The sequence below is a fragment of the Rhodanobacter lycopersici genome, assembly GCF_040812335.1.
Lineage (GTDB): Bacteria > Pseudomonadota > Gammaproteobacteria > Xanthomonadales > Rhodanobacteraceae > Rhodanobacter_A > Rhodanobacter_A lycopersici.
In genome coordinates, this window is sequence record NZ_JBFOHK010000002.1 from 659,824 (window position 1) to 686,727 (window position 26,904).

At 68.0% G+C, this 26,904-nt stretch carries 24 protein-coding genes; 15 read left to right on the top strand and 9 right to left on the bottom strand.

From position 1 onward, the window contains the following. The first annotated feature begins 6 nt into the window (after positions 1-6). Positions 7-2,703, top strand: coding sequence for a pyruvate dehydrogenase (acetyl-transferring), homodimeric type (gene aceE / locus ABQJ54_RS09815; protein WP_367854112.1), 2,697 nt, complete (start codon positions 7-9; stop codon positions 2,701-2,703). Positions 2,704-2,787: 84 nt separating this feature from the next. Here aceE and ABQJ54_RS09820 read toward each other — a convergent pair whose 3' ends face one another. The 4 genes from ABQJ54_RS09820 to ABQJ54_RS09835 all read right to left on the bottom strand — a co-directional run bounded on the left by ABQJ54_RS09820 (position 2,788) and on the right by ABQJ54_RS09835 (position 6,764). Beyond that, positions 2,788-3,108: a hypothetical protein gene (locus ABQJ54_RS09820; protein ID WP_367854113.1), complete on the bottom strand. Its 321-nt coding sequence runs from the start codon at positions 3,106-3,108 to the stop codon at positions 2,788-2,790. Positions 3,109-3,182: 74 nt separating this feature from the next. Next, positions 3,183-3,743, bottom strand: a complete 561-nt coding sequence (locus ABQJ54_RS09825; RefSeq protein ID WP_367854114.1) for a hypothetical protein — start codon at positions 3,741-3,743, stop codon at positions 3,183-3,185. Between the two features lie 76 nt (positions 3,744-3,819). Further along, entirely contained in the window at positions 3,820-5,442 is a 1,623-nt protein-coding gene (locus tag ABQJ54_RS09830; protein WP_367854115.1) for an alpha/beta hydrolase-fold protein, read from the bottom strand. Between the two features lie 47 nt (positions 5,443-5,489). Next, a complete protein-coding gene (locus ABQJ54_RS09835) occupies positions 5,490-6,764 on the bottom strand; it encodes an MFS transporter (RefSeq protein ID WP_367854116.1) in 1,275 nt (424 codons plus the stop codon). Between the two features lie 148 nt (positions 6,765-6,912). Between ABQJ54_RS09835 and ABQJ54_RS09840 the strand changes: the two genes are divergently transcribed. Next, the gene (locus ABQJ54_RS09840) at positions 6,913-7,218 is read left to right on the top strand and encodes a DUF3247 family protein (protein ID WP_367854117.1); all 306 of its coding nucleotides are present in this window, start codon (positions 6,913-6,915) and stop codon (positions 7,216-7,218) included. Positions 7,219-7,231: 13 nt separating this feature from the next. Here the strand turns inward: ABQJ54_RS09840 and ABQJ54_RS09845 are convergent, their stop codons facing one another. Further along, a complete protein-coding gene (locus ABQJ54_RS09845) occupies positions 7,232-9,061 on the bottom strand; it encodes an FAD-binding oxidoreductase (RefSeq protein WP_367854118.1) in 1,830 nt (609 codons plus the stop codon). Between the two features lie 157 nt (positions 9,062-9,218). Between ABQJ54_RS09845 and ABQJ54_RS09850 the strand changes: the two genes are divergently transcribed. The 3 genes from ABQJ54_RS09850 to ABQJ54_RS09860 all read left to right on the top strand — a co-directional run bounded on the left by ABQJ54_RS09850 (position 9,219) and on the right by ABQJ54_RS09860 (position 11,410). After that, positions 9,219-10,094 carry a LytTR family DNA-binding domain-containing protein gene (locus tag ABQJ54_RS09850; protein WP_367854119.1) on the top strand — a complete coding sequence of 292 codons (876 nt, stop codon included), beginning with the start codon at positions 9,219-9,221 and terminating at the stop codon, positions 10,092-10,094. A gap of 66 nt (positions 10,095-10,160) precedes the next feature. Beyond that, complete coding sequence (locus ABQJ54_RS09855) at positions 10,161-10,898, top strand: hypothetical protein (protein ID WP_437343343.1); 738 nt, start codon at positions 10,161-10,163, stop codon at positions 10,896-10,898. A gap of 68 nt (positions 10,899-10,966) precedes the next feature. Then, positions 10,967-11,410 carry a DUF6491 family protein gene (locus ABQJ54_RS09860; RefSeq protein ID WP_367854121.1) on the top strand — a complete coding sequence of 148 codons (444 nt, stop codon included), beginning with the start codon at positions 10,967-10,969 and terminating at the stop codon, positions 11,408-11,410. A gap of 9 nt (positions 11,411-11,419) precedes the next feature. Here the strand turns inward: ABQJ54_RS09860 and ABQJ54_RS09865 are convergent, their stop codons facing one another. Beyond that, positions 11,420-11,833 (bottom strand): universal stress protein, encoded by a 414-nt coding sequence (locus ABQJ54_RS09865; protein ID WP_367854122.1) that lies wholly within the window; start codon positions 11,831-11,833, stop codon positions 11,420-11,422. A gap of 205 nt (positions 11,834-12,038) precedes the next feature. On the opposite strand from ABQJ54_RS09865, the gene ABQJ54_RS09870 reads away from it, so the two are divergent. The 8 genes from ABQJ54_RS09870 to ABQJ54_RS09905 all read left to right on the top strand — a co-directional run bounded on the left by ABQJ54_RS09870 (position 12,039) and on the right by ABQJ54_RS09905 (position 17,660). Continuing rightward, positions 12,039-12,497 carry a hypothetical protein gene (locus ABQJ54_RS09870; RefSeq protein WP_367854123.1) on the top strand — a complete coding sequence of 153 codons (459 nt, stop codon included), beginning with the start codon at positions 12,039-12,041 and terminating at the stop codon, positions 12,495-12,497. Positions 12,498-12,583: 86 nt separating this feature from the next. Next, entirely contained in the window at positions 12,584-13,126 is a 543-nt protein-coding gene (locus ABQJ54_RS09875) for a peroxiredoxin (RefSeq protein ID WP_367854124.1), read from the top strand. Beyond that, on the top strand, positions 13,126-13,671 hold the full coding sequence (locus tag ABQJ54_RS09880) for a hypothetical protein (RefSeq protein ID WP_367854125.1): 546 nt from the start codon (positions 13,126-13,128) through the stop codon (positions 13,669-13,671). The genes ABQJ54_RS09875 and ABQJ54_RS09880 overlap by 1 nt, the downstream gene beginning before the upstream one ends. A gap of 131 nt (positions 13,672-13,802) precedes the next feature. Continuing rightward, a complete protein-coding gene (locus tag ABQJ54_RS09885) occupies positions 13,803-14,558 on the top strand; it encodes a DUF2884 family protein (protein ID WP_367854126.1) in 756 nt (251 codons plus the stop codon). Positions 14,559-14,697: 139 nt separating this feature from the next. Beyond that, entirely contained in the window at positions 14,698-15,141 is a 444-nt protein-coding gene (locus ABQJ54_RS09890) for a PA2169 family four-helix-bundle protein (RefSeq protein ID WP_367854127.1), read from the top strand. A 142-nt stretch (positions 15,142-15,283) separates the two neighbouring features. After that, complete coding sequence (locus tag ABQJ54_RS09895) at positions 15,284-15,610, top strand: DUF2845 domain-containing protein (protein ID WP_367854128.1); 327 nt, start codon at positions 15,284-15,286, stop codon at positions 15,608-15,610. Between the two features lie 149 nt (positions 15,611-15,759). Next, positions 15,760-16,584 (top strand): DUF2884 family protein, encoded by an 825-nt coding sequence (locus tag ABQJ54_RS09900; protein WP_367854129.1) that lies wholly within the window; start codon positions 15,760-15,762, stop codon positions 16,582-16,584. A 230-nt stretch (positions 16,585-16,814) separates the two neighbouring features. Continuing rightward, the gene (locus ABQJ54_RS09905) at positions 16,815-17,660 is read left to right on the top strand and encodes a mechanosensitive ion channel family protein (RefSeq protein ID WP_367854130.1); all 846 of its coding nucleotides are present in this window, start codon (positions 16,815-16,817) and stop codon (positions 17,658-17,660) included. A gap of 120 nt (positions 17,661-17,780) precedes the next feature. Here the strand turns inward: ABQJ54_RS09905 and ABQJ54_RS09910 are convergent, their stop codons facing one another. Continuing rightward, complete coding sequence (locus ABQJ54_RS09910; RefSeq protein WP_367854131.1) at positions 17,781-21,365, bottom strand: ABC transporter permease/M1 family aminopeptidase; 3,585 nt, start codon at positions 21,363-21,365, stop codon at positions 17,781-17,783. Positions 21,366-21,390: 25 nt separating this feature from the next. Then, on the bottom strand, positions 21,391-22,275 hold the full coding sequence (locus ABQJ54_RS09915; protein ID WP_367854132.1) for an ABC transporter ATP-binding protein: 885 nt from the start codon (positions 22,273-22,275) through the stop codon (positions 21,391-21,393). A 233-nt stretch (positions 22,276-22,508) separates the two neighbouring features. Here ABQJ54_RS09915 and aceF point away from each other — a divergent pair, with 233 nt between their 5' ends. Both aceF and lpdA read left to right on the top strand, forming a co-directional pair. After that, complete coding sequence (gene aceF / locus ABQJ54_RS09920) at positions 22,509-24,194, top strand: dihydrolipoyllysine-residue acetyltransferase (protein WP_367854133.1); 1,686 nt, start codon at positions 22,509-22,511, stop codon at positions 24,192-24,194. A gap of 98 nt (positions 24,195-24,292) precedes the next feature. Beyond that, positions 24,293-26,134, top strand: coding sequence for a dihydrolipoyl dehydrogenase (gene lpdA, locus ABQJ54_RS09925; protein ID WP_367854134.1), 1,842 nt, complete (start codon positions 24,293-24,295; stop codon positions 26,132-26,134). A gap of 54 nt (positions 26,135-26,188) precedes the next feature. Here lpdA and ABQJ54_RS09930 read toward each other — a convergent pair whose 3' ends face one another. After that, complete coding sequence (locus ABQJ54_RS09930) at positions 26,189-26,884, bottom strand: hypothetical protein (protein WP_367854135.1); 696 nt, start codon at positions 26,882-26,884, stop codon at positions 26,189-26,191. Positions 26,885-26,904 lie beyond the last annotated feature (20 nt).

Consider the following 26,904-nt stretch of genomic DNA (forward strand, 5'->3'; position numbering starts at 1 on the left):
TCCCCCATGGATCAGCTCGACGACGTCCTCAACCAGGATCTCGATCCCACCGAAACCCGCGAGTGGATCGACTCGCTCAATGCGGTCATCAGCCATGACGGCACCGGGCGCGCGCACTACCTGCTGGAGCAGATGGTCGATTCGACGCGCCGTGCCGGGGGCTACCTGCCATTCGATCCCACCACCGCCTACGTCAACACCATCGCGCCGGCCAACGAGGCGAAGAGTCCGGGCGACGCCGCGATGGAATGGCGCATCCGCTCGCTGATCCGCTGGAACGCGATGGCGATGGTGGTGCGCGCCAACCGCAAGCCGGGCGAGCTGGGCGGCCACATCGCCAGCTTCGCCTCTTCGGCCACGCTGTACGACGTGGGCTTCAACCATTTCTGGCGCGCACCCAGTGCCGACCATCCGGGCGACCTGGTGTTCCACCAGGGCCACTCCAGCCCGGGCATCTACGCGCGCTCCTTCCTGGAGGGTCGCTTCGCCGAGGATCAGCTCGATCTGTTCCGCATGGAAGTGGTCGGCAAGGGCCGCGCGCTGTCGTCCTACCCGCACCCCTGGCTGATGCCCGACTACTGGCAGGTGCCGACTGTGTCGATGGGCCTGGGCCCGATCCAGGCGATCTACCAGGCGCAGTTCTGGAAGTACCTGGAACACCGCGGCCTGATGCCGAAGACCGACCGCAAGATCTGGTGCTTCATGGGCGACGGCGAGACGGACGAGCCCGAGTCGTTGGGCGCGATCGCGCTGGCCGGCCGCGAGGGCCTGGACAACCTGGTGTTCGTGATCAACTGCAACCTGCAGCGCCTGGACGGCCCGGTGCGCGGCAACGGCAAGATCATCCAGGAGCTGGAGGGCGTGTTCCGCGGCGCCGGCTGGAACGCGATCAAGGTGATCTGGGGCAGCTACTGGGATCCGCTCCTCGCGCGCGACAAGGACGGCGTGCTGCGCAAGCTGATGATGGAAACTGTCGACGGCGAGTACCAGGCCTGCAAGGCCTTCGGTGGCGCCTACACGCGCGAGCATTTCTTCGGCAAGTACCCGCAGACGCGCGAGATGGTCGCCAACCTCAGCGACGACGACATCTGGCGCCTCAACCGCGGCGGCCATGACCCGCACAAGGTCTATGCGGCCTACCACGCGGCGTCGACCACCAAGGGCATGCCCACGGTGATCCTCGCCAAGACGGTGAAGGGCTACGGCATGGGCATCGGCAGCGGCGAGTCGCAGAACCCCACACACCAGCAGAAGAAGCTGGATGACGAGGCGGTGCGGCATTTCCGCGACCGTTTCCAGATTCCGGTACCGGACGACAAGCTGCACGAGGTGCCGTACTACCACCCCGGCAAGAACTCGCCGGAAGTGGAATACATGATGGAGCGCCGCCGTGCGCTGGGCGGCTTCCTGCCGCAGCGCCGCCGCAAGGCCGACGCCAAGCTGAAGGCGCCCGAACTGTCCGCCTTCGCGCAGATCACCGCGGGCACCGGCGAGCGCGAGATCAGCACCACGATGGCGCTGGTGCGCGGCATGAACCTCTTGCTGCGCGACAAGCAGCTCGGCGAGCGCGTGGTGCCCATCGTGGCCGACGAGGCGCGCACCTTCGGCATGGAGGGCATGTTCCGCCAGATCGGCATCTACGCGCCGTTCGGCCAGAAGTACCGCCCGCAGGATTCCGACCAGTTGCTGTACTACCGCGAGGACCAGAAGGGCCAGGTGCTGCAGCAGGGCATCAGCGAGGCCGGCGGCATGGCCTCGTGGATGGCCGCGGCCACCAGCTACAGCATCAGCAACCAGGCGATGCTGCCGTTCTTCATCTACTACTCGATGTTCGGTTTCCAGCGCATTGGCGACCTGTGCTGGGCCGCCGGCGACATGCGCGCGCGCGGCTTCCTGGTCGGCGGCACCTCGGGTCGCACCACGCTCAACGGCGAGGGCCTGCAGCACGAGGACGGCCATTCGCACCTGATGGCCGGCACGATTCCGAACGTGAAGGCCTACGACCCCACCTTCTCCTACGAGGTGGCGGTGATCCTGCAGGACGGCGTGCGCAGCATGATGCAGGAGCAGGAGGACCATTATTACTACCTCACCGTGATGAACGAGAACTACGCTCATCCGGACATGCCCGAGGGCAGCGCCGAGGGCATCATCAAGGGCATGTATCTGTTCAAGGATGGCGGCAAGCCGAAAAAGGGTGAGCCGCGCGTGCAATTGCTGGGTTCCGGCACCATCCTGCGCGAGGTGATCGCGGCGGCCGAATTGCTGGAACAGGATTTCGGCGTGAAGTCCGACATCTGGTCCTGCCCCAGCTTCATCGAACTGCGCCGCGACGGCTTCGACGCCGAGCGCTGGAACCGCCTGCATCCGGAAGGCAAGCAGCGCGTGCCCTACGTCACCGGCCTGCTGGAAGGTCGCGGCGGCCCGGCGATCGCCGCCACCGACTACGTGCGCGAGTACGCCGACCAGATCCGCGCCTTCCTGCCCGACGGCATGCGCTACACCGTGCTTGGCACCGACGGTTACGGCCGCTCGGACACCCGCGCGCACCTGCGCGAGTTCTTCGAGGTGGACCGCTACTGGATCGCCCACGCCGCGCTGGCCGCGCTGGCGAAGGACGGCAAGGTCAACGCCAAGGACGTGGCCCGCGCGATCAAGGAATACAAGCTCGACCCGGAGAAGCCCAATCCGCTCACCGTGTGAGCCGATGGCCGCAGGCAAAAAAGGAAACCCGCCGATGGCGGGTTTTCTTTTGCCCGGATGGGAAGCGCGAAGGCGCTGGCCGGTTCAGTCGTCGTCCTCGTCGCTGCGGAACGCGCGGCGCAGCAGCAGGAACGCGCCGATGGTGCCGGCCACGATCGCGGCGGTGGCGACCGGATGACGGTTCACCTGGCGCTTCAGCCGCCGGTAGCGATAACTCGTCTCGTCGGCGAAGTCCTCGGCGGCGCGCGCCAGCCGGCGCCGGTAGCCGTCGCCATCGAGACGCGCTGCCGCGCGCCGCCCGCGGGCGATCCAGCCATGCGCGGCGCCACCGGCGTCATCGGCGTAGCGCCGCACACGGTCGCCGAGTTCGTCCATGCCTTGTTCGATGTCGCGACGGGTGCTCATGACAGACTCCTGCGGGAACAGCACCACGCTGCCAGCGCCGGCGTGAGCGATGCGTAAAGGCTGTGTGGTCGCGTTCAGGAGGAGGCCTTCCACGGACGGAATTCGTCGCGTACCGGCGCGCTGCGCAGGCGGCGGGTGATCCAGCCGAACAGCACGCATAGGCCCAGCGCCATCAGCGTGCTGAACACCTGCATGGCGCGGATGAAACCGTGCATGATCGCGTCCATATCGGCCGGTGCGCCGGACGCCTGCATGAAGCCCGGCATCGAACCCATGAACCACCACTGCCACGCCAGGCCGAGCAACTGGTAGGCGATGGCGAAGCCCATCAGGCCGATGAACAGGCGGCGCGCCCACTCGTGCCGGCGCAGCAGGCCGATGGCGGCAATCAGGGTGACGGTCGAGACCAGCAGGAAGGCGCGGAAGAACCACGCGAAGTGCCCGAACATCCAGTGCATGGGCGCCGGCAAGCCTGGCGGAAGCGGCGCCTGCGCCTGCTGCATCATCGGCAGGAACAGCCACTGCAGCATCAGGTTCTGCAGCACGGCGATCAGCGTGGCGAAGCCGGACAGGCCGATGAACACCCAGGCCAGCACGGTGACGAAGGTGGAACGCAAGGGTGGCGGTGCGGACATGCGCGACTCCCCATGGTGGGCATGACGGGCGCCAGCATCGCGGGTTTGCGGGCGCCGGGCAACGGCGCGCGCGGTCTCAGTACCGCCAGCTCTTGAGGTCCGCGTGCGCGGGCGCGTGGCCGTCGATGTAGGTGGTGATGTCCTCGATCAGCTGCTTGCCGCGCGGCCCCCAGCAGTGCGGCGCCATCGGCTGGTAGGTGACGCTGCCGCCGAAGGCGGGATCGCGCGCGCTGCGCAGGAAGGCATCCATCGCGCGCACGCCCATGTTGAGGTTGTAGGTATCCATGTCGCCGACGTAGATGTGCAGCTTGTCGGCCAGCTTCGGACCCAGCGTGGACCAGTGCGTCTGCAGCAGGTAGCGCAGGTCGAAATGCTGCTTCCAGTACTCCGCCACGGAGTGATCGATGACACCGCTGCGCTTGTTCCACAACCGCTGCGGATAGCCGTCCGCGCCGACCGGGCCGAAGGCGGCCTCCCAGATGTCCCACTGGCCGCCGGAGCGGTCGTGGTCGCCCACCGCCAGCTCGTACCAGTTCTCGTCCTTCATCATCGCCTTGACGTTGCCGTCCGGCTGGCGCATGTCCACGCGCTCGACCTTCATCCAGCCCTTGTCGATCCAGTAGGCGTTGGCGTCGTCGTAGATGTCCACCACCTGGTGGTAGCGGAAGTCCAGCGCATCCGGGCAGGAGGCGAACGCGCCGCCGTAGAAGTCCGGATGGAACACGGTCTGCGCCACCGTGATCCAGCCGCCGGTGGAACCGCCTTCGAGGATGCGCGCCCAGGGCTGCTCGATGGTGCGGAAGCGCCGCGCGATCTCCGGCAGCAGCTCCTGGTGGATGGCATCGTCGTAGGGGCCCTCGTTGGCCGAGTTCACCGCGTAGGAATCGTCGTAGTACGGCGAGGGATGCTGCAGGCTCACCATGATGTAGCGCGGCGTGCCGTCGGCCAGCCAGTAGTCGCGGAAGCCGCTCTTCGGACGGTCGTAGCCGCCCGGCGCAGCGGTGGAGAAGTGGCCCTGCTCGTAGATCACCGGATAGCGCAGGCCGGGGTGCTTGTCGTAGTCCTTCGGCAGCAGCACGGTCGCGCCCAGGTAGATCGGGTGGCCCCACCATGCGCTCAGCAGCTTGCTGCGGATGCGGAAGCGCTTGACCTGGGGCGTGTCTTTCGGCAACGGGATCGGCGCGATCACCTGGTCGGCGACCAGGTGCAGCGGCTCATGCGAGGCCGGGTCGTAATGCACCTTCACCGGCTTGCCGTAGAGGTTGCCGGGCGAATGCTTCCAGTCCTGGCCTTCCCACTGGTCCATGTGCAGCCACACGGTGTGGCCGTCGGCACGCTTGAACTCGGTGTAGACGTTGACGAAGGGCTGCATCCAGTAGTCGCCGGCAGGCAGCTGGCGCAGGCTGGCCAGCGGTGCGCCGAAGTCCTTGGCGTCGATCGCCACGGCCTGGCCCGGCGCCAGCGCGACCACGTCATGGCCGAACAGCGGCACGCCGGTGACGTCGGCCTCCTCGATCGGCGGCTTGTCGGCATCGCGGCTGACCGCCACGTAGACGCGGCCGGTCACCGGCTGCGCACGTGCCTGAGCGCTGAAGCTGACCAGGATGCGCGGGCCGTCGTCGGTCGCGTGCACAGCCGGTACGAGGGCGGACAGGGCGAGCGCGATGCTGGCGGCGCGGAGGATGGCGAGTATGTTCATCCGCCGATCCTAGCCGTCCGCAGCGGCGGCGCCCACTGCCGCAGGGCCTACACCGATTCGGCGGTGCCCAGGGCCTCGTTGGCCGGTTCTTCCAGGTGCAGGCTCTGGCGCCGGCGCAGGCCCGGGAACATCGCCATCCACAGGCCGACCACCACCAGCGTACCCACCCCGCCGACCACCGCGGACCCCACTGCGCCCAGCCAGGCGGCAAGCATGCCCGACTCGAATTCGCCGAGCTGGTTGGAGGTGTTGATGAAGATGGAGTTCACCGCATTGACCCGGCCGCGCATCGCGTCGGGCGTGTCCAGCTGCACCAGCGAGCCGCGGATCACCATGCTCACCATGTCGAACGCGCCCAGCGCGAACAGTGCCGCCAGCGACAGCCACAGCACGGTGGATACGGCGAACACCAGGGTCGCCACGCCGAAGCCGCCCACCGCGGCGAACATGGTCATGCCCACGTGGCGCTGCAGGTCGTGCTTCGCCAGCCACAGCGACATCAGCAGCGCGCCCACCGCAGGCGCCGCGCGCAGCAAGCCCAGGCCCCAAGGGCCGGTATGCAGGATGTCGCGCGCGAAGATCGGCAACAGCGACGTGACGCCGCCCAGCAGCACCGCGAACAGGTCCAGCGAGATCACGCCCAGCACGTCCTTGCGCTCGCGGATGAAATGCACGCCGGCGAACAGCGTCTTCAGCGTAGCCGGTTCGCGCTTCGGCGGCGCCTGTTCGTAGCGCAGCACGGCCATCATGGCGGCGGCGACCAGGTACAGCACGGCGGCGGCGAGGTACACCATGCCGGGGCCGGCCACGTAGAGCAGGCCGCCCACCGCGGGACCAAGGATCATCGCCATCTGGAATGCCGAGCCGCTCACCGCCACCGCGCGCGGCAGGATCGCCGGGGGCACCAGCGCCGGCAGCAGCGATTGCATCGACGGCGACTCGAACGCCTTGGCCACGCCGATGACGAACACCAGCAGCAGGATGCCGGCTTCGTGGATGCGGCCGAGCAGGGTCAGCACGGCCAGCAGCACGATGGCCGTCCATTCCACGATCTGCCCGAGCAGCACCACGCGCCGCCGCTCGAACTGGTCGGCCACGTGTCCCGCGGGCAGCGCCAGCAGCACCGAGGGGATGAACTGCACCAGGCCGATCAGGCCGAGATCGAAGGCGCGCCCGGTGATCGCGTAGATCTGCCAGCCCACCGCCACCGACAGCATCTGGAAACCGAAGCCGGAAGCGATGCGTGCGCACCAGAACTGCACGAAGGCGCGATGGCGCAGCGGCGAATCCGCTGCAGCGGACGTGGGCGTGGGGTTCGACATGGGAATCCTTGCCGGGGAGCGCGCATTGTAGTCGCGTCGCATGCGCCAGCAGACGCGGGACTTGACGCCATCGTGCCGCGGATTTGATCCGGGCTTTCTTCGCGCATGACTATCGTGGAGGCGGTTTTCCCCGAGGAGATATGCGCCGATGGGCAGATCCGCCAAACATGTCTATTCCGATCCGGCCGCCGTGCAGGCGCTGGAAGCGCTTGCGAGCGAGCTCCCCGCCAACGGGCATGTGCGCCTGATGCTGAAAAATGGCGGCATGTGTGAGGGCGTGGTCGCGGAACGCGCCACCGTGCAGGTTTATTACGACCCCACCGAGCAACACCAGGGCATCAACGGCGAGCTGCGGCTGGAGCGCCCGGACGAGCCCGACTGGCACCGCTGGATGTGGCTGGACGAGATTGCCAGCGTGGAGCATCTCGACTCCACGCTGGGCAGCGAAAACTGAGCGTACTCGCGCGCTACGTCCGCAATCGGGTGAAGCCATCCGCGTTCCAGTCCTCGCTGCCGACGCCGTGGTGCACGAAGAACAGGCCGTCCGGGTCGTACTGGCGCTTCGCCGCGGCGAGGCGCGGATAGTTGCTGCCCCAGAATCCCTGCTGCCAGTCGCGCAGGAAGTAGTCGCTTTCCGAGACGTAGGAACCGGCATCGGGCGCCACGGCGCGCAGTGCGTCCATTGTCTTGTCGACGGCCGCCGCCATGCGCCGCGCCATGGCCAAGTCGGGTTTCGCGCCCGGCATGCCGGGAAAGGCGGGGTCGTCGCCGCTGGCGCTGATCGCGAGAGCGAAGGCGTCCAGCACTTGCGGATGGGTGGCGGTGTCGCGTGCGCGGGCGATCGCATCGGCCGGTGCGCCGGCCAGCCCCTTGTTGAAGTGCAGAGAGACGCCCTGGTGCCGCGCGGCCTCGCACAAGGCATCCACCAGGCGCGCCTGCCGCCCCGGCTGCAGCAGCGCAGCCGGCAGCCAGGCCGATTGGTAGCCCTGGATGAACCAGCACGCCTGTTCGCGGTCGCCGGCCCACACGAAGTGATCGCTGGGTGCGCCCGGCCGGTCGTCCGGCACGATGGCGCTTGGCAGGTATTTGCGCAGGAATTCGGCGTCCCAGAAGTGTCGGGCTGGTGCCGCCAGCGCCTGGAACGGTTGGGTGACGCGGCAATCCTTGCGGGCACGCACCCAGTCGAGGAAAGGAGCCCAGGTCTGTTCGGCCTGCTGCCTGGTGAGGCCCTGGAACACCATGGAAATTTCGAAAGTGTCGCCACCATGGAATCTCATCTGCTCGCCCCAGTGCGGGTTGAACAGCGCGCGCTGGTAGAAGCCCATCGCCTCGGCGATCAAGGCCCGATAGGCCGCGGCCGAGTCGGCCTTGATGGTGAGGTTGACCGCGCCGAAGAACCCGGGCAGCTCGAACGTGCGCAGGGTCAGCCGCGTGACCACGCCGAGGCTGCCGCCGCCGCCGCCCTTGAGGCCCCAGAACAGCTCCGGGTTCGTGCGGGCATTGGCGATGCGTACCTGGCCGTCGGCGGTGACCACTTCCGCCTCCAGCAGGTTGGACGCGGCCGTGCCCCAGCGCTTCGAGAAGCTGCCGAAGCCACCGCTCTGCACCAGCCCGGCCACGCCCACCGTGGTGCAGCCGCCGCCTTGCACGTAGCGGCCGCCACGGGTGGTCACGGCGTTGTAGGCGTCGATCCACATGGCGCCCGCTTGCACGCTCGCCGCCGTTTGCGGTGCCACGTGGCCGGCGCAGCCCTGCGGCACGAAGGCGTCGTGCAGGTCCACCTGGTTCATGTGGCGCGTCCATACCAGCAGCGAATCCGGCGCGTCCGAGGTGCCCTGGTAGCTGTGGCCGCCGCCCTTCACCACCAGCCGCAAGTGGTGTTGGCGCGCGAAGTTGACGGCCGCGGCCACGTCGGCAGCGCTTTCTGCCGCCACCGCCCAGGCGCTGGGTTGCGAAGCCCAGGCATTGGCCCAGCCGCTGGTCTGGGTCAGCGCGGGGTTGTCGCCCACCGCGAACGGGTTGTCCAGCTGCTTGAGCACCTGCGCGCAGGCGCTGTCTGACGGCGCCGCGCCGCAGGGGGCGAACGGCGATTCCAGCTTCAGCAGCCGGCCGCCGACCTGCCGTTTCAGTTGCTCCCATTCCGCGGCCGTGGGCCAGCCCGGCTGGCCCGGGCGTACCCGCGAGCGCAAGGTGGTGGCGAGGGTGCCGGCACCGCGCGCCAAGGCCGTGCCGCCGCGCATCAGCAAGGGCAGCAGGGGCAGGGTGACGGCAGCCTTCAGCAAGTCGCGCCTTTTCATCGTATCGCTCCGGACGGGATGGACGGCGGCCAGCATGGGCCCGTGTCGCCGCCAATCCCAGCGTGGGGTGACGGATCGCGGGCCACCAGGGACGAATCGACCACGGCGTGGGACGGGACGCATGGGGATTCCGCCACGGCCACGTAGAATCGCCGGCATGAACGAGCAGTCGGATATCGGATACAGGGATTTCCAGCGTTGGCGCCCCTCGGTCGAGGTGGCCTTCTGGGTGGCGCTGTACACCCTCAACACGGTGTTCAACTGCATCGTTGCGCAGATCGACGATGCCCGCACGGCGGCCTGGGAACCGTGGGTGAGGGAATCGAGCAGCGCGCTGCTGGTCCTGCTGCTGATCCCCTTCGTGAAGGCGGTGGAGCGGCGCTGGCCGTTCCGCTTCGATACGTGGCGCCACAGCCTGCCGTGGCATCTGCTGGCCAGCGTGCCGTTCAGCCTGGTGCACGTGGCCGGCATGGCCGGGCTGCGCAAGCTGGCTTACGGGATGGTCGGCCAGCACTACCGTTTCGGCGCGTGGTGGCCGAACTTCGGCTACGAGTACCTGAAGGACATCCGCAGCTATTTCCTCATCATCGCGCTGATCTGCCTGTCGCGGCTGTGGCTGCTGCGCCAGCAGGGCGAGGCGAAGCTGCTGGCCGAGCCGGACGAGGGTCCGCCGGTGGAACCGGTGGATCGTCCTGCGCGCTTCCTGGTGCGCAAGCTGGGCAAGGAATTCCTGCTCAACGCCAGCGAGATCGAATGGCTGCAGGCCGCGGGAAACTACGTGAACCTGCACGTACGCGGGCGCGACTACCCGCTGCGCAGCACGATGGCCACCATCGAGGGGCGGCTGGACCCGGCGCGCTTCCTGCGCGTGCACCGCGGGTACTTCGTCAATCTCGACTACCTCGCCGAGATCGAGCCGCTGGAAACCGGCGACGCGCGCCTGCGCCTGCGCGACGGCACCGCGATCCCGTGCAGCCGGCGCTACCGCGCCGCACTGCGTGAGCGCTACGGACAACCGGCCATGTCGGAGTGAGCCTTGCATCGTGGCGAGTGATCGTTCCAAGCTAGCCGCTGGTTCCACCCTGGATGCCCGCCGATGATGATCCTGCCGCCGCTGCCCCGCCGCCTCGCCGTCGCCGCCCTTGCCGGCGCCTTGGTTCTTGCCGGCTGCTCGCAGAGCAGCACGCCCGCGCCGAATGCCGCACAGCAGCAGGCCCAGGCCCAGGATGCCGAGGCGGCGCGCAATCTCGACACCTATCGTCAGCTGCTGCGCATCCACAACGACCAGATGGCGGCGTCGATGGGCGAGGACATCGTGCAGCGCTTCCCCAACAGCGCCGCGGCGAAGGAGGTGCAGCAGACCCTGCCCGGGATCGAGAAGCGCTGGAAGGAGAACAGCGAGAAGGCGCGCCTCGCCGCACTGTGGCAGTACCAGGTGGCGCCGATGGCCGGCGGCACCCAGTCCACCGCGGCGATCTACAACAGCCAGCCTACCGACGTGCACGTGCGGCTGGTACTGCGCCGGCACACCAGCTGGGGCCAGAGCGCCTTCCTGTTCAGCGACGGCCACGGCTTCGTCTGCAAGGGCAACTGCACCATCGCGGCGAAGTTCGACGACAAGCCGCACGCGATCAAGGCCTACGCCCCATCCACCGGCGAGCCGGCGCTGATGATCCGCGACGACAAGGCCTTCATCGCGCTGCTGGAGAAGACGAAGAAGGTCAGCCTGGACGTCACCATGCAGGACGGCGAGAAGAAGCTGAGCCTGCTCTACGAAGTCGGCGGCTTCGTGCCCGACCAGTGGCAGCCGTTGCCGAAGAAGACCGGCAAGAAGTGATGCCGGGCGCGTGCACCCGCCGGTCGCTCACGCGTTTCAGTGCGTATCGACGAATGGAGGATGCAGCCATGTCCTGCAAGGCTTCGTGGATGGTCTTCGCACTGGTGGCGGTGCTGGCTGCATGTTCCAGCGTGCCGTATGCACAGCGGGTGGCCCAGCGTCAGGCCGCCTACGCGGCGGCGGCCGGTGCGCCGGTGCGCAGCTTCCATTTCTTCAACCTGTACTCGTGGGAGCCGCTGGGCGACAGCCAGGTGGCCATCTACACCCAGATCAACCGCGCCTGGCTGCTGGACGTGAGTCCCTGCCAGAACCTGGGGTTCACCAATGCGATCGGGCTCACCTCCTTCGCGGGCGAGGTGTCGGTGAATTTCGACAAGGTGCTCGTCGGTCGCGGCTATCCGCCATGCTTCATCTCGAAGATCCGCCCGATCGACGTGGCGAAGCTGAAGCTGGAGCAACAGGCCCAGCGCGAGATCAATGCCGAACCGCGGCAGCCGGCAGCCGCCGGCTGACCGCGCCGCTCAGCGCACCACGGTCACCGGTACATGGGCGCGTGCCAGCACGTTGGTGGAAACCGAGCCGAGCAGCCAGCGCGCCAGCGCGCCGCGCTCGGTATGGCCGATCACGATGTGGTCGATGCCGTGCTGGCCGACCTGGCCGAGCAGCACGTCCCCGGGACTGCCGTGAGTCAGCTCGACATCGACGAGGCTGGTGGTGTCCGGTGCGATCGTGGCCAGCTCGTCCCGCAGTTCCTGCACGCGCTGGGTGCCGGAGTCGGTCATCATCAGGGCACAGGTGTCGCCGCCTTCGGCCACCTGCAATACCGACACCACGCGCACCCGCCCGCCGCAGGCGCGGGCCAGCTCCATCGCGAACGCGAACGCGCGGCGGGCGGCGTCCGATCCGTCGTAACCGACCAGCAAATACTTGGGCATGCGCGCTCCTTCCGGGACGAAACATCGTCGTTGGGTGAAGAAGTCTGAACGGGATGGTGTTAGCGAAACATCAAGATGAATGGAACCGTGCATGGCTCACATGCCCGTCACGGGGGGCTGTCGATGCTGGATCGCACGTTCCTCCGGACGACCGGGTGGAAACGGGTTCCGCACCAGATGGCGCCACTGAAAAAGGAGAAGCCTGATGAGCAAGCACACACTCGCCCTGACCGCCGCCCTGCTGCTGGGTACCGGCGTCCTGACGGCGTTGCCGGTCATGCCCGCGCATGCCGCGAAGGCCGACGTGAAATGCCATCTCGACTTCAACCTGTCGGGCTGGTCGATCATCTACAAGCACGCCGAAGGCAGCGGCACCGTGCGCTGCGATGACGGCCAGCAGGCCGCAGTGAAGATCTCGGTGGTGGGCGGCGGCCTCACCGCCGGCAAATACCGCATCGACCACGGCACCGGCGACATCACCCACGTGCGTGGCATCGACGACGTGTTCGGCGACTACGCGCAGGCGGGCGCCGAGGCCGGCGTGGTGAAGAGCGGCACCGCCCAGGTGCTGACCAAGGGCACCACCTCGCTGGCGCTGGCCGGCCACGGCGAGGGCATCAACCTGGGCGTGTCGGTGGGCAAGTTCAGCATCAGCCGCCGCTGAGCAATCGACACGGGAGTGCCGCGAAGGGCGCCGCAAGGCGCCCTTCGCGTACACTGGGCAATGCCGTTCCGTTCCGGAGGACACCCATGCGCCGCCTGCCGCTGCTGTTCGTGCTGACCTTGCTGTGCAGCTTGTTGACCGCGCCTGTACTTGCCGCCGATGCATTGCCCAAGGCCGGCACTGCCGCGCCTGCCTTCCGCCTGCAGGACCAGGACGGCCACTGGCGCAGCCCTGCCGACTATCACGGCCACTGGCTGGTGCTGTACTTCTATCCCAAGGACTTCACCCCCGGCTGCACCACCGAGGTGTGCACCTTCCGCGACGACATCGCCAAGCTGCGCCAGGCGGGTGCCTCGGTGGTGGGCGTCAGCCTGGACGACGTGAAGTCGCATGCCGACTTCGCCGCCAAATACCACGTGCCGTTCCCGCTGCTGGCTGACACGGATCGCAAGGCGGCCACCGAATACGGCGTACTCGGCAGCATGGTGGGCATCCACTACGCCAAGCGCACCACTTTCCTGATCGACCCGCAGGGCAGGATCGCCAAGGTCTACGTCGATGTCGATCCCAAGGCGAACTCCGGCCAGGTGCTGGCCGACCTCGCCGCCTTGCAGAAGGTGGCACCCTGATGATGGCGACGGCACCGGCCGGGGCCGGCCACGCTCCACGTGGTTTCGCGATCTGGCGCGTGGTGGTCTGGTTGCTGCTGCTGCTGGCTGCGTTCGGCTGCGTGCAGTACCTCAATCACGCGCAACTGCTGTGGGCGCAGCGGGCGAACCTGTCGCCGACCGACACCGTCGCGATGCACCACATGCTGGCCTGGGACATCGCTTACCTGCTGGCCGCATTTGCCATCATCGTGCTGTGCGCTGGCTGCATCCTGCGCCAGGCCTGGGCACGCATGCCGCTGCGCGTGGCCACCGGCGTGCTGGTGCTGTGGGCATTGGTCAGCGGCGGCATGATGCTGGCGCGGTGGCCGCAGTTCGACCGCGCCAGCGCCGACGCGCTGGCCCAGCTCGGCCACGATGCCATCCTGCGCAACGCCGTGGTGCATGCCCGGCGCGTCTACCGCATCACGCTGGCGCTGAAGGCCGTCGCGATCCCCGTGCTGTTGTGGCTGGCCTGGCGCCTGGGTACGCCGGCGGTAAGCATGCAGTTCCGCCATCGCCGCTGAGCATGAGCGTGGTTGGCCGAACCCGGCATGGGTTCGGGCCATGCAGTGGCATGCCGGGCTATTGCATGTTCAGCATGGGTTGCTCCGGATGCAGGTATCGCTGCGCCATCTTGATCTGCGGAATTCCCCTGATGCGCCGCTGCCGTTTGTCGTTGTTGTTCCTGCTGCCACTGTTTGCCGCGCTGCCATTGCAGGCGCAGGATCTGGCCAGCACCTGCCGTGCCACTAGCAGCTACGACGTGACGCTGCGGCCGGGCAGCGTGCTGTTCGATCGTCCGGGGCCTGCGCCCACGCGGGTGGAGCTGGGTCAAGGCACATTGCGCACTGACGGCGTGGCCGTGTCGTTGAATGCCGAGGAGCAGGATCGCCTGAGCCTGTTCGAGCGCGACCTGCGCGCGCTGGCGCCGCGCGTGCGCAACGTGGCGCAACATGGCGTGGACATCGCAGTGCAGGGGCTGCGCGAAGAAGCGGCAGGCATGGGCCTCGGCGCCGACACCCGGGTCGAGCTGGATGGCCGGCTGCAGACGGATGCGGCCAGCCTCAAGCAGCGCATCGCAACCAGCAACAGCACGCACGACTGGCAGGGCGGTGCGATGGACCGGACCATCAGCCAGATCGAGGGCGATCTGCTGCCGCTGATCGCAGCCGACCTTGGCCAGCAGGCGCTCGACGCCGCCCTCGGCGGCGATCTGCAGACGGCGACCACGCTGCGCGACCGCGCGGCGAACCTGGCCACGCAACTGGAGCCGCGCATGCGCCAGCGAATGCAGGCACTGCGGCCCCAGGTCGAGGCGCTGTGCCCGGCGATCCGGCAGCTGGCCACGCTGCAGCAGGGTCTGCACGACAGCCGCGGCCGACCGCTGGACTTGCTGCAGATCGGTCATTGAACGGCATCGTAACCGGCTGGTTTCGCCAGGCATCACGGCTGCGGCTGCAAGCCCTGATCCCGCCGCGGATTAATCTCCGGCTAAGTAGCCATGGACGAGGATAACGCCACCTTCCCTCACACCCGCCCCGGGGGCGAACGTGGCATCGAGCGTCACCCACACCACCTGCAACCAGCTGATTCGCCGTGGCATCGACCTGTGCCACCTGTATCGCCACGCCGCCCTGGCGGTGAGCGAGCCAGGCCTGCGCGCGGTGCTGGACGAGGATGCCCAGGCGCTCGCCACCCTGGTGGTCGAGCTGCAGCACGAGGTGGAGCTGGCTGGCGAAGAGCCACGCACGCACGGCAGCTGGCGGGCCGCGCTGCGCTGCCGGATGGTGGATGGCATGGCGCGCACCGCCACGCGGCGCGACAACACCTGGATTCACGCCCTGGCGCAGGACGAGAGCGCCCTGCTGCGCGCCTTCGAGCATGCGATCGCCAACTTGCCGGAGGAGTCTGCCCAAGGCTTGCGCCGGCAACTGCCGCGCTTGCGCGGCATCCATCTGGACATGCACAGCCTGGACGGCGCCGCACATTCCTGATGCGGTGATCCGCGGCATGCGACTACACGATGGCGCGTGTCGCGCCCACCCGATCCCCGACATTCGGCTATGACCGGCATCGCCATGGCGAGCTAGCCTGCATGGCAGGGCGCAATCGCGCCCGTTGCACGGGGAGCCTGTCATGCATCGTCGCCTGCTGGCCGGTCTGCTGGCCTGCCTCCTGTTCGCTGTTGCCGCTGGCGCTTCCGCTTCGGACAGCCTGCGCGTGGGCAGCCGCGTGCTGGTGGTGGGTGACAGCGCCGCCACGGTGACTGCACTGCTTGGCAAGCCTGTGCACAAGTCGCGCCGCAATGCTGCCCGCGGCGGCGGCCACCGCGGGAAGCGTGCGCGTGCGGCCCAGGGAGACAAGGCGCGCGGCGAGCAATGGCAATACCGCCGCGATGGCCGGGTGATCGTGGTCACCCTGGTCGACGGCCGCGTCAGCGATATCGACGAGCGCAGCCGCTGACGACGCTCTCGGGCCGCGTCGCCCGTGACTGATGGCAGGGCATGACGCATGGCGCATGCCGCCACGAGTCACATGATCAAACCTTTCGGGCATGCCGGCGCATCCAAGCCTGCACCGGGCCGCAGGGGCCCATGCCACGGGAGGTTCCCATGTCCAGACACGGCACGGTCGCGACGCTCGTCTTCGCCTTCGGCCTTGTCCTCGGCGCGCAGACGCAGGCGGCCGAGGTCCATGTCCACGGCGACCAGTGCGGCTACAACAGCAATTACGACGTGCGGGTGACGCCCGGCGGCATCGATTTCAACCGCAGCGGCGCGCAGCCGAACGAGATCTTCATGCACGACGGCACGTTGCGCGTCGATGGCAGGCCGGTCGCGGTGTCGGCGGACGATGCGGGGCGGCTGCGCAGCTATGAGGGGGACATGCGCAGCTTGCTGCCCGAGATGGCGGGCATCGCGCACGAGGCGGTCGGCATCGCGTTCGATGCGCTGGCCACCGTGGCTGCCACGCTGGGCGGCAGCCAGCACCACCGTGACGCACTGGTGCGCCAGCTCAACCAGTCGCGCATGGAAGCACTGCGCGGGCTGGCGGGCAGCATCAACGCCGATCACTGGAGCCAGCAGGACTTCGCCGATGCGATCGAGCAACCGGTCACCACGGCCAGCAATCAATTGGCCAGTTCACTGACACGCAGCGTGATGTGGTCGCTGTTCACCGGGCGGGCCAGCGAGCTTGAGGCCCGGGCCGACACGGTCGACCAGTCGATGGAGAAGGAGATGAAGGCGCGCTCGAGTCGGCTGGAGGCGCGCGCCAAGGCGATCTGCCCGCGCCTGGCGGAGCTGAGCGACCTGCAGCAACAGTTCCAGTTTCGTCTCGCCAACGGCCAGCCACTGCAATTGCTGACGGACAATCGGGACCGCAAGGGCAAGGACAGCCAGAGCAGCGCTGCCAGCGACGAAGTCGCCCGGCGCTGATTCCCCCAAAATCCGTGCGCTCCCCGCACGGTGACATGCCGCGCCCGGCGTGATGCCGCCCGCGGCATTTTTTTTGCGGCCACCATCCCTGGCGGCCGCCCTTCGGGCCATCGCTGACGCGATGTCAAAAATCGCTCCAGGCGATTCTTTGCACGACACCTGCAGGGGCGGGGACGCGGCGAACACGATCCGGCTGCTAGGCTCGCCGCCTGCCTTTTCGAGTGACTGCCATGCACGAACTGTTGACGCGCCTTGCCTCCGTGGATCTCTCTGCCATTGCGGCCAGCGTCGGTCCGCGCCTGCTCGGCGCCCTGCTGATCCTGCTGATCGGCGCGTGGCTGGCCGCGCGACTGGCGAATTTCACCCAGCGTGCGTTGCACCGGGCGAAGGTGGACGACACCCTGGTCGGCTTCCTGCGCAACCTGGTCTACGGCGTGCTGATCGCGGTGCTGGTGGCGATGGCACTGGCCGCGCTGGGCGTGTCGCCGGCGCCCATGGTGGCTGCGCTGGGTACGGCAGGGCTGGCGATCGGCCTGGCCCTGCAGGGCTCGCTCTCCAACCTCGCCTGGGGCGTGCTGCTGATCATGTTCCGCCCGTTCCGGGTGGGTGATTACGTCACCGCCGGCGGCATCGACGGCACCGTGCAGAGCATCAACCTGATGCACACCTTGCTCGTGCTGCCGGACAACCGCGAGGCGATCGTGCCGAACGCCAAGGTGGGCAGCGATGCGATCCTCAACTTCAATCGCCGTGGCACGCGCCGGGTCGACCTGAAGATCGGCGCGGGCTGGCGCGACGACCTCACACAGGTGATGACCATGCTGCAGCAGTTACTGGCAGACGAGCCGCTGGTGCTGGCCGAGCCTGCGCCAAGTGTGTGGGTGGACGGCATCGCTGGCCAGACCGTGACCCTGGTGCTGCGCGGCTGGGTGAAGAGCCCCGACGTGTGGGCCACGCAGACCGCGTTGCTGCGCGCGGTGAAACGGCGCATCGATGCGGGTGAACTCAGCTTGCCGGCGACGGCGCACGAAGTGAGTGTGGTGCAAGCGCCATCGAAGGATGGTGCAGGGGCGTGACAGGCCGGCAGGCGCCCGGAACCGCCTTGCGGAGCGCAGATACGGGCCCGCGCCAGCGGCGCGAAACCGCGGCAAGGTCCAGGCGCAGGCACCCCCGCCCGCAGTTCGCCGACGACGCCGCTACTGCAGCGTCACCGCCTTGCGATTGTCGTCGGGCACCCTGTCGATCAGCTCGTTGTACGGGTCGATGCCGGCCATCGCAGGCTTGCCGTCCACGGTCACGGTGAGGCTGCTGTCGCCGTCGGGCAGCATGCGCTTTTCGAGGTAGAGCGGTTTGCCGTCCCTGCCGTCGCCGGGCGAGGCGGCGAACACGCCGATCTCGATCGGGATGTTCGGTGCGGCCGCGGTCTCCTTGCCCTTGCCGTCGGCCCAGGCCATGCCGGCATGCACCTTCATCGTCACCTCGTACCTGCCGTCCGGCAATTTCTTCGCGGTGGCGTCGAGCATGCGGTCGTCGAACAGGGTGATCCGCCAGAAGAAGTCGTCCAGCAGCGGTTGCCACTTCGGCCCCAGTGCGGCGGACAGCGCGTCCATGAATTCCTTCGAGGTGGTGTAGGGCGGCTGCTGGAAGCCCTTGTCGACCAGGAATTGCTTCAGGACCGCGTCGAGCCTGTCCTCGCCCACGTAGTCCTGCAGCGCGTAGAAGATCAGCGAGCCCTTGTTGTAGTGGATGTACTGCTCGTTCTCCACCTTCGCCAGCGGCTCTTCGGCCACCTTGTCGGTGGCGCGCCCCGCCAGGTACTTGTCCAGTTCGTATTTCAGGAACTTGCGCATCTGGTCGGCGCCGTACTTGTGCTTCATCACCATCAGCGCGCTGTATTGCGCCAGCGATTCGCTGAGCATGGTCGAGCCCTGCATGTCCGCGCCGATCACCCGGTGCGCCCACCACTGGTGCGCCACCTCGTGCGCGGTGACGTAGTACACGTAGTCGATCTGGCTCTGGTCGCGCAGGTCGGCGATGAAGCCGATCGACTCGGAGTACGGGATGGTGTTGGCGAAGGACTGCGCGAACGAGGCGTAGCCGGGGAACTCCAGGATGCGCAGCTGCTTGAACTGGTACGGCGTGTAGTGGCTGTCGTAGTAGTCCAGCGCATCCTTCGCGCCCTCGATCATGCGGTCCACGTTCCAGGCATGCGCGGGGTTGTAGTAGACCGAGATCTGCACGCCCTTCCAGTCCATGCTCTTCACCGCGTAGCGCGCGGAAAGCCAGGAGAAGAAGTTCAGCATCGGCTGCTGCATCACGTAGTGGAAGTAGCGGCGATTGCCCTCCGTCCATTCCTTCTGCAGCGTGCCCGGCGCCAGTGCGATCTGGTCGGCGGCGGTTGAGACGGTGGTGTCGAAACTGATCCAGTCGGCGTCGTTGCTGATGTAGGTGTTGGCGCGCGCCTGCTCGTCGCCCAGCGGCGGCATGCGCGGCACGTCGAGCTTGAGGCCGTATTTGCGGCGGTCGTTGCGGTCGGTGAGCTGGTTGCCGGCCTGGTAGCCGAACTGCGGCAGCTTGCTGCTGTTGAAGAACGTGCCGTTGTGCACCAGGAAGGTCTCGCCGGTGTCGTTGGTGAAGCCCCTGGGCGCGTAGTCGATGTCGAAATCGAACGGCATCGAGGCGCCGGGCGCCAGCGGCGTCTTCAGCTTGTAGATGGCCACGCCGAGGCGCTTGTCGAAGCTCGCGGTGTCGTGCGGCGCGAACGCGAGCGTCTCCGGTGCGAAGTCGTCGGCGTAGTTCACCAGCAGCTCGGTCACCGGGACATCCTGCTTGTTGACCAGGGTGTAGTGCGCGTGGATGCGCAGCCGGCGCTGGTACGGATAGATGTCCACGTCGGCCTTCACCGCGGTGATGCGCGGCTGCGGAAGGCTGGCGTATTTCGCGTACTGCTTCTCGTAGTCGGCCTGTTCGCGTTTCTGCGCGGTGCCGTTCTCGTAATGGTTAAGGACGTTGGTGTTGTAGAAGATCCACCCGCCCAAGGCCACGAAGCCCAGCAGCGCAACAGCCAGCACGGCCGCCGATGCCGGGCGCAGGCGTGCCCGCCCTTCGCGCAGGCGTTCGCGCCAGCTTTGGCCGGTGCCGCGCACCCACAGCAGCGCGGTCAGCACCAGCATCGCCAGCGCGAGGCAGGCCCAATAGGCGTCGAACCACAGCGCGCCGACGAGGAAGTGGCCAAAGCCGTTCATGTCCGAGTACGGCACGTCCGGCGCGCCGGCGTAGTTGTACAGGTTGTGGTCCCAGTGCAGCCAGGGAAAGGCGAGCTGGCAGACGAACCACAGGACCACGAGCAGGTAGCCGAGATAGCGGTTGTTGGTGGCCACCTGCAGAAACAGCGCCAGCACCGCCAGCAACACGAACGGGATCGCCTGCAACGCCAGCGTGGCCAGGTACAGCCCCGGCTCGATGTGCGTGTAGCCGTGGCCCAGCTGCCAGCCGACGCCCAGCACGGCGCCTGCGCCGAGGAACGCCACGATCACTGCCAGCAGCGCGCTCAGCTTGGCGGCCAGCGTGATCCAGTCCGGTAGGGGAAACGCGTCGCTGACTTCGGCCGTGCGCAGGTTGCGCTCGCGCCATACCAGTTCGCCGGCGTAGAACATCACGATGATGTAGAGCAGCCACTGCATGCCGGAACGCTGCATTTCCAGCATGTTGTGCGTCACCGGCCAGGTGGGCGTGCCGTAGATGCGCGCCACCAGTGCGTACGCGAACAGCGTGTTGACGAGACCGAAGGCCAGCATCACCAGGAACGGCACACCGCGCAGCACGCTCCAGGCATCGAACGCCAGCAGGTACCGGAACTGGACCAGCCGTGCACGCCAGCCGGCGGACAGCCGCACCGCGGGCAGCACCAGCGTGGCGGGCGTCGCGGCCGGGCGCAGCAACGGCGGTTCGGCGCGCCGCGCGCCCCGGCGCAACCGGAGGCCCTCGCGGTCGGTGCGGAACAGGGCGAACGCGACGCCGGCCAGCAGCACGGCGACGCCGGTCCACAGCAGCCGGTTGAACAGCAGCAGGCCGTGCAACGGCGGCAGTTGGCGGTTGATCTGCTCCGGCGTCCAGTAGCGGGTGGCGATCTGCAGGGTGCGGCCGCCGAACGGGTCGAGGATCGCCGCCAGCGCGTGGTGGCTCACGTCCTGGGTCAGCAGCCTGGCGATCGAGAGCAGCACGATGAAGGCGATCACGCCGATCAGCGTGGCCAGCAGCGAGCGCGTGGCGGTGGCGAGCAGGAACAGCACGGCGGCGATGAACAGCAGGTTCGGCAGCACCATCACGCCGAACGCCCAGGCGTAGCCGTGCCAGTCCGACGGACCCAGCCGCGCCGCATCGACCCACGGCATGCTGCCGCCCGCGGCCAGGCCCAGCGCGCACAGCAGCATGATCGCCACCATCACCAGGTAGCCCGCGGCGAAGCGCCCGCCCAGGTAGGCGCGTTTGCGCAGCGGCGTGGCGAACACCAGTTCGGACGTGCCGTGGTCGAAATCGCGCAGCGCGGCGCCGGCCACGAAGGCGGCCGCCAGCAGCAGGCAGAGCGGCGCGAAGTTGTCGAGCAGGCGCACGATCACCAGCGGCGCGTTGCGCAGCACGTTGCCGCTGGCACCGCCCAGCATCACCGCGTCGGTGCTGGCGAACATGAAGGCCAGCGCCGCGAACACGAAGGCGATGATCCAGAACAGCGGCGCCTTCAGTTGCTGGCGCAGCTCGAAGCGGAGGATGGCGGAGAACATGGTTTCCCTTCGGGCAGGCGCGGCGTCAGGCGGCGCGCGCGGTGGCCTGCGCACGCAGGTGGCCGAAATACACGTCTTCCAGGTCGGGCGCGACCGGCTCGAAGCCTTCCTCGGGCAGGCTGTCGGCCAGCACGTGCAGCAGGGTGCGGCCGCCGGCGAGGCGGGTGGAGAGGATGTTCATGCGGGCGCGGTAGCCGTCCAGCGCGGCCTTGTCGATCGTGCGCCGCCAGACCCGGCCTTCCAGGGCGTGGATCGCCTCGCGCGGCTCGCCGGCCAGCAGCAGCTGGCCCTGGCCGATGATCGCCATGCGCTGGCAGAGGTCGGTGACGTCTTCCACGATGTGGGTGGAGAGGATCACCACCACGCGCTCGCCGATCTCGGCCAGCAGGTTGAGGAAGCGGTTGCGTTCCTCGGGATCGAGACCCGCGGTGGGCTCGTCCACGATCACCAGCCGGGGATCGCCGATCAGCGCCTGGGCGATGCCGAAACGCTGGCGCATGCCGCCGGAGAAGCTGCCCAGCTTGCGCTTGCGCACGTCCCACAGGTTCACCTGGCGCAGCAGCGCCTCCACCAGCTCGCGCCGCTCGCCCTTCGCGGTGACGCCCTTGAGCACCGCGAAATGGTCCAGCATCGCCTCCGCCGACACCTTGGGATACACGCCGAATTCCTGCGGCAGGTAGCCGAGCAGGCGGCGGGTGGCCTGCTTGTCGGCCTGCAGGTCCATGTCGTCGAGCCGGATCGTGCCCTCGTCCGGGTCCTGCAGGGTGGCGATGGTGCGCATCAGCGAGGATTTGCCCGCGCCGTTCGGGCCCAGCAGGCCGAACATGCCGTTGGGGATGTCCAGCGAGATGTCGCGCAACGCGCGCACGCCGTTGGCGTAGGTCTTGGACAGGTTGCGGATGCTGAGCATGGCTTCCTTTTGCCGTAAGCGGTGATGGGCAAGTGGGCACAGTGTGGCCGAGCGGATCCGGGCGCCGCATGGGCCTCACGTCACGGAACTTTCGTCACGCCATGCATACGTATGCGCATGCACGCCGCGTGGCGGCGAAGCTGCCGCTGGGGCCCCCCGTTCGCTATGATGGAAGCCTTGCGGCCGCCCCTGTCCCCCCGCGCGGCCTGCCCTCGCCATTCGCAGGAGACACCATGGCCGACATCCAAGAAGCCCGCGTACCCGACATCGGCGGCCACGACAACGTGCCGGTGATCGAGGTGATGATCAAGCCCGGCGACCGGGTGGAGAAGGAACAGAGCCTGATCACGCTGGAATCGGACAAGGCGACGATGGAAGTGCCCGCGCCGTTCGCCGGCACGGTGAAGGAAGTGAAGCTGAAGGTGGGCGACGAGGTTTCCGAGGGCGCCGTGATCGCGCTGATCGAGGCCGACGGCGCCGCCGCGAAGCCGCCGGCTGCCGCACCGGCACCGGCGGAAGCCCCGAAGGCGGCTGCCCCCGCCCCCGCGAAGGCAGCCGAGCCGGCCCGCAGCGAAGCGCCCAAGGCCGCGACAGGCGGCGTGCGCGAGGCCCGCGTGCCCGACATCGGCGGCCACGAAGGCGTGCCGGTGATCGAGGTGCTGGTGAAGGTGGGCGACAGCGTCGCCAAGGACCAGAGCCTGGTCACGCTGGAATCGGACAAGGCCACGATGGAAGTGCCGGCGCCGTTTGCCGGCGTGGTGAAGGAAATGAAGCTGAAGGTAGGCGACGAGGTCTCCGAGGGCGCGGTGATCGCGCTGATCGAGAGCGCGGACGGCGGCACTGCCGCACCAGCCCCCGCGGCGCCTGCGCCGGCCAAGGCCGAAGCCCCGAAGGCGGAAGCGCCTGCGCCGGCCGGCCGCCCCGAGCCGGGCCACGCGCCGGAAGGCGACGTGCCGCCGCAGGCGCGCCCGCCGTTCGACGCCAACATCGTGATGCCGGGCGACGCACCCTACGCCAGCCCCGCGGTGCGCGCCTTCGCGCGCGAGCTGGGCGTGGACATCCACCAGGTGAAGGGCAGTGCGCGCGGTGGCCGCATCGTGCGCGATGACGTGAGTGCCTACGTCAAGCACGCGCTGGCCTCGGGCGCGCGGCCGGTGAGCGGCGGCGCCGTGGCGGCGGGCGGCGGCCTCAACCTGCTGCCGTGGCCGAAGGTGGACTTCAGCAAGTTCGGCGCGGTCGAGGAGAAGCCGCTCTCGCGCATCCAGAAGATCTCCGGCGCCAACCTCGCACGCAACTGGGCGATGATCCCGCACGTCACCCAGCACGAGGACGCCGACATCACCGAGCTGGAAGCCTTCCGCAAGAAGCTCGGCGAAGAGAACAAAGACCTCAAGATCACCCCGCTGGTGTTCCAGATGAAGGCGGTGGTGGCGGCGCTGAAGGAATACCCGCAGTTCAACGCCTCGCTGGACGAGACCGGCGAGAAGCTGATCCTCAAGAAGTACTTCCATGTCGGCATCGCGGTGGACACGCCCGACGGCCTGGTGGTGCCGGTGATCCGCGACGTGGACAAGAAGGGCCTGCTCGACCTTGCCCGTGAACTGGGCGAGATCTCGAAGAAGGCGCGCGACAAGAAGCTCGGCCCGGGCGACATGTCCGGCGGCTGCTTCTCGATCAGCTCGCTGGGCGGCATCGGCGGCACCGCGTTCACGCCCATCGTCAACGCGCCGGAAGTGGCCATCCTCGGCGTCTCCAAGGCCTCGATCAAGCCGGTCTGGAACGGCAAGGAATTCGCGCCGCGCCTGCTGCTGCCGCTGTCGCTGTCCTACGACCACCGCGTGATCGACGGCGCGCTGGCCGCCCGCTTCGCCGTGTTCGTGGCCAAACAGTTGGGCGACATCCGCCGCCTCTTGCTCTGATTTTCATCCCCCTCTCCCCTTTGGGGAGAGGGCTGGGGTGAGGGGCGGGTGCTCGCGGCACTGCCCCATCGAGCGAACAGAAAATCCAAGGATTCCCCATGGCGAACACGATCGAAATCAAGGTTCCCGACATCGGCGGCCACGACAACGTGCCGGTGATCGAGGTGCTGGTGAAGGCCGGCGACACCGTGACGAAGGAACAGAGCCTGATCACGCTGGAGTCGGACAAGGCCACGATGGAAGTCCCTTCCAGCGCCGCCGGCACGGTCAAGGAGATGAAACTCAAGGTGGGCGACGAGGTGTCCGAGGGCGCGGTGATCCTTGTCCTCGAAACCGCCGATGCCGCCGCCACTTCTCCTTCCACGAAGGCCGACGCTCCGCTCCCCTCTTCCCCCGGGAGAGGGGCTGGGGGTGAGGGTTCGGCCTCGCCGGGCGCTTCCGCAAGCACCCGCCCCTCACCCCAACCCTCTCCCCAAAGGGGGGAGGGGGCCAATGCGCCGCAAGCGGCAGCTTCCACTGGAAAAGCGGCCGATATCGAGTGCCAGCTCGTCGTCCTTGGTTCCGGCCCCGGCGGCTACTCCGCCGCGTTCCGCTCCGCCGACCTCGGCCTGGATACCGTGTTGGTGGAGCGCTACGACACGCTAGGCGGCGTCTGTCTCAACGTGGGCTGCATCCCGTCCAAGGCGCTGCTGCATGCCGCCGCGGTGATCGACGAGGCCGAGGCGATGGCCGCGCACGGCGTCAGCTTCGGCAAGCCCAAGCTGGACCTCGACAAGTTGCGTGGCTTCAAGACCAAGGTGGTGGGTCAGTTGACCGGCGGCCTCGCGGGCATGGCCAAGCAGCGCAAGGTGCGCACCGTGGTCGGCACCGGCAGCTTCGTGTCGCCGCATGAAATGGAAGTCCAGACGGCCGAAGGCGTGAAGCTCATCCGCTTCGAGCAGGCCATCATCGCCGCAGGCTCGCAGGCGGTCCGTCTGCCGATGTTCCCGTGGGACGACGAGCGCGTGATGGATTCCACCGGCGCGCTGGAGATGAAGGACGTGCCGGGCAAGCTGCTGGTCGTGGGCGGCGGCATCATCGGCCTGGAGATGGCCACCGTGTATGCCGCGCTGGGCAGCGAGGTGACCGTGGTCGAATTCATGGACCAGATCATCCCCGGTGCCGACGCCGACCTGGTCAAGCCGCTGGCCAAGCGCCTGGCCGGCAAGGTCAAGGGCATCCACCTCAAGACCAAGGTGACCGAGGCCAAGGCCGGCAAGAAGGGCATCGAGGTCAAGTACGAAGGCGAGAGCATCCCCGAGACCAGCGTGTTCGACCGCGTGCTGGTCGCCGTGGGCCGTTCGCCCAACGGCAACAAGATTGGCGCGGACAAGGCCGGCGTGGCGGTGACCGAGCGCGGTTTCATCAACGTCGATACCCAGCTGCGCACCAACGTGCCGCACATCTTCGCGATCGGCGACCTCGTGGGCCAGCCCATGCTGGCGCACAAGGCGGTGCACGAGGCGCACGTGGCGGCGGAAGTCGCGGCGGGCCACAAGGCGCACTTCGACGCGCGGGTGATCCCGTCGGTGGCTTTCACCAATCCCGAAGTGGCATGGGTGGGTGTTACCGAGCGCGAGGCCAAGGAGAAGGGCCTCAAGGTCGGCGTGGGCAAGTTCCCGTGGGCCGCCTCCGGCCGCGCGATCGGCATCGCGCGCACCGAGGGCTTCACCAAGCTGATCTTCGACGAGGAGACGCATCGCATCGTCGGCGGCGCCGTGGTCGGCGTGAACGCGGGCGACCTGATTTCCGAACTGGCGCTGGCCGTGGAAATGGGCGCCGAGGCCGCCGACATCGCGCTCACCGTGCATCCGCATCCCACTTTGGGCGAATCGGTGGGCATGGCGGCCGAGGTCTACGAAGGCACCATCACCGACCTGTACATCCCGAAGAAGAAGTAAGCCCATGCTGCTTCGCAAAAAGCCCGGCTTCGGCCGGGCTTTTTGCATGGTTCTTCAATGTGCTGCGGCAGGTTTGCCGGAGTCGGGTGCCAGGTCCGGCACGGCCGTGCGGATCCGCTGCGCGAGCGCCTGCAGGCCATGCGTGGCTTCGCTGGCGACGCCGCACATCTGGTTGACGACATGCAGCAGATCGCGTGGCTGATAGTCGCCGGTGCGCACGTCGAGCAGGGTGTTCTGCATCCGCGGGCCGTCATAGATGGACGGCGCATCCATCATGATGAGGCGCGTCATGGCGTCCTGTGCGGCATAGACCGCGGAATAGCTGCGCAGTCGCGCGGCATCGATCCAGCCCGCGGACTGGTTGGCCACGGCCACGTTCCACGCCTCCTGGCGCAGGTTGGGCCAGCGCCAGTCCAGGTAGATGTCGCCGGGTGCCAACTGGTGGATGTGCTGCTGGATGGTGTCGATCGTGGCGTGCGATTCCACGTCGGCCTGCAACTGGTCGCGCAGTTTTTCCAGCGATTGCATGCGCGCGCTGTCGTGGGCGATGTCGGTGTCGATGTCGGCCAGGTTCTGCCGGATCTCGGTTTCGATCTGCGCGCTGGCGGTGGCCGCCGCGTGCGCGTGGTGCGTGTGCTCGATCCAGGCTTCCAGCCCCAGCGCGGTGAGGATGCTGAGCACGATCATCAGGTAGTGCTTGGCGAAATCCTTGAAGGATTCCAGTCGGGTGTTCGGCGGTTCGAGATGCATGGCGGCTCCGGCGAAGGCGG

What these genes read in the sequence shown, in the direction of transcription:
- aceE (WP_367854112.1), top strand. Translation starts at nt 7, where the DNA reads ATGGATCAGCTCGACGACGTCCTCAACCAGGATCTCGATCCCACCGAA.
- ABQJ54_RS09820 (WP_367854113.1), bottom strand. Translation starts at nt 3,108, where the DNA reads ATGAGCACCCGTCGCGACATCGAACAAGGCATGGACGAACTCGGCGAC.
- ABQJ54_RS09825 (WP_367854114.1), bottom strand. Translation starts at nt 3,743, where the DNA reads ATGTCCGCACCGCCACCCTTGCGTTCCACCTTCGTCACCGTGCTGGCC.
- ABQJ54_RS09830 (WP_367854115.1), bottom strand. Translation starts at nt 5,442, where the DNA reads ATGAACATACTCGCCATCCTCCGCGCCGCCAGCATCGCGCTCGCCCTG.
- ABQJ54_RS09835 (WP_367854116.1), bottom strand. Translation starts at nt 6,764, where the DNA reads ATGTCGAACCCCACGCCCACGTCCGCTGCAGCGGATTCGCCGCTGCGC.
- ABQJ54_RS09840 (WP_367854117.1), top strand. Translation starts at nt 6,913, where the DNA reads ATGGGCAGATCCGCCAAACATGTCTATTCCGATCCGGCCGCCGTGCAG.
- ABQJ54_RS09845 (WP_367854118.1), bottom strand. Translation starts at nt 9,061, where the DNA reads ATGAAAAGGCGCGACTTGCTGAAGGCTGCCGTCACCCTGCCCCTGCTG.
- ABQJ54_RS09850 (WP_367854119.1), top strand. Translation starts at nt 9,219, where the DNA reads ATGAACGAGCAGTCGGATATCGGATACAGGGATTTCCAGCGTTGGCGC.
- ABQJ54_RS09855 (WP_437343343.1), top strand. Translation starts at nt 10,161, where the DNA reads ATGATCCTGCCGCCGCTGCCCCGCCGCCTCGCCGTCGCCGCCCTTGCC.
- ABQJ54_RS09860 (WP_367854121.1), top strand. Translation starts at nt 10,967, where the DNA reads ATGTCCTGCAAGGCTTCGTGGATGGTCTTCGCACTGGTGGCGGTGCTG.
- ABQJ54_RS09865 (WP_367854122.1), bottom strand. Translation starts at nt 11,833, where the DNA reads ATGCCCAAGTATTTGCTGGTCGGTTACGACGGATCGGACGCCGCCCGC.
- ABQJ54_RS09870 (WP_367854123.1), top strand. Translation starts at nt 12,039, where the DNA reads ATGAGCAAGCACACACTCGCCCTGACCGCCGCCCTGCTGCTGGGTACC.
- ABQJ54_RS09875 (WP_367854124.1), top strand. Translation starts at nt 12,584, where the DNA reads ATGCGCCGCCTGCCGCTGCTGTTCGTGCTGACCTTGCTGTGCAGCTTG.
- ABQJ54_RS09880 (WP_367854125.1), top strand. Translation starts at nt 13,126, where the DNA reads ATGATGGCGACGGCACCGGCCGGGGCCGGCCACGCTCCACGTGGTTTC.
- ABQJ54_RS09885 (WP_367854126.1), top strand. Translation starts at nt 13,803, where the DNA reads ATGCGCCGCTGCCGTTTGTCGTTGTTGTTCCTGCTGCCACTGTTTGCC.
- ABQJ54_RS09895 (WP_367854128.1), top strand. Translation starts at nt 15,284, where the DNA reads ATGCATCGTCGCCTGCTGGCCGGTCTGCTGGCCTGCCTCCTGTTCGCT.
- ABQJ54_RS09900 (WP_367854129.1), top strand. Translation starts at nt 15,760, where the DNA reads ATGTCCAGACACGGCACGGTCGCGACGCTCGTCTTCGCCTTCGGCCTT.
- ABQJ54_RS09905 (WP_367854130.1), top strand. Translation starts at nt 16,815, where the DNA reads ATGCACGAACTGTTGACGCGCCTTGCCTCCGTGGATCTCTCTGCCATT.
- ABQJ54_RS09910 (WP_367854131.1), bottom strand. Translation starts at nt 21,365, where the DNA reads ATGTTCTCCGCCATCCTCCGCTTCGAGCTGCGCCAGCAACTGAAGGCG.
- ABQJ54_RS09915 (WP_367854132.1), bottom strand. Translation starts at nt 22,275, where the DNA reads ATGCTCAGCATCCGCAACCTGTCCAAGACCTACGCCAACGGCGTGCGC.
- aceF (WP_367854133.1), top strand. Translation starts at nt 22,509, where the DNA reads ATGGCCGACATCCAAGAAGCCCGCGTACCCGACATCGGCGGCCACGAC.
- lpdA (WP_367854134.1), top strand. Translation starts at nt 24,293, where the DNA reads ATGGCGAACACGATCGAAATCAAGGTTCCCGACATCGGCGGCCACGAC.
- ABQJ54_RS09930 (WP_367854135.1), bottom strand. Translation starts at nt 26,884, where the DNA reads ATGCATCTCGAACCGCCGAACACCCGACTGGAATCCTTCAAGGATTTC.